This is a genomic window from Blautia luti (assembly GCF_013304735.1).
In the GTDB taxonomy this organism is placed as follows: Bacteria; Bacillota; Clostridia; order Lachnospirales; family Lachnospiraceae; genus Blautia_A.
Genome location: NZ_JAAITI010000096.1, coordinates 1 through 571 on the forward strand (window position 1 = coordinate 1; position 571 = coordinate 571).

1 protein-coding gene is annotated in these 571 nt (G+C 33.8%); it reads left to right on the top strand.

All coding sequences use genetic code 11. The features are described from left to right. Window positions 1-56 precede the first annotated feature (56 nt). The gene (locus tag G5B06_RS18590; protein ID WP_330606767.1) at window positions 57-500 is read left to right on the top strand and encodes an SMI1/KNR4 family protein; all 444 of its coding nucleotides are present in this window, start codon (window positions 57-59) and stop codon (window positions 498-500) included. The last annotated feature ends 71 nt before the right edge of the window (window positions 501-571 follow it).

Genomic DNA, 571 nt, shown 5'->3' on the forward strand with positions numbered 1-571 from the left:
TGTATCATAGAAGAACCTTATAAACATTATTTTACAGAAAAAGTTTCATACTCTCTATAAAAGTAACTCATAAATTTTACCCACCTGTATCCTCCGAAGAAATTCAGTTATTTGAAAAATATTTTCCCAACATGAAACTTCCCGCTTCGTATAAAGCCTTTTTATCTTGTTCAAATGGAATGGAGCTTTTTTGTGGAGAAGAGGGTAGTTCTCTAGTCAGCTGTACCATCTACTCTTTAAAAGAAGCTCTTAATCAAAAAGAGGTTTGGAATAATACACCCATTTTATCTGATCCAGAATTCACCTATCATCTTCCCATTCTTTTTCTGCAAGATATAGGTGATATAACCATGGATTTACAAGCTGTATTAGAAGGTAGAGACGATTATTTATGTTATCCAGCTCCTGACACCGATCGTTTTAACCTTCCTTTTAATGAGTGGTTGGAGCGCTATATTGTATGCCAGGGACATGAATTTTGGTTTTTCTTAAATCCGTAACTACCAAAATACTTTCTCTACTACAATATATTTATGGTTAATATCCCTTACAGCCAGTAAGGAATTATCCA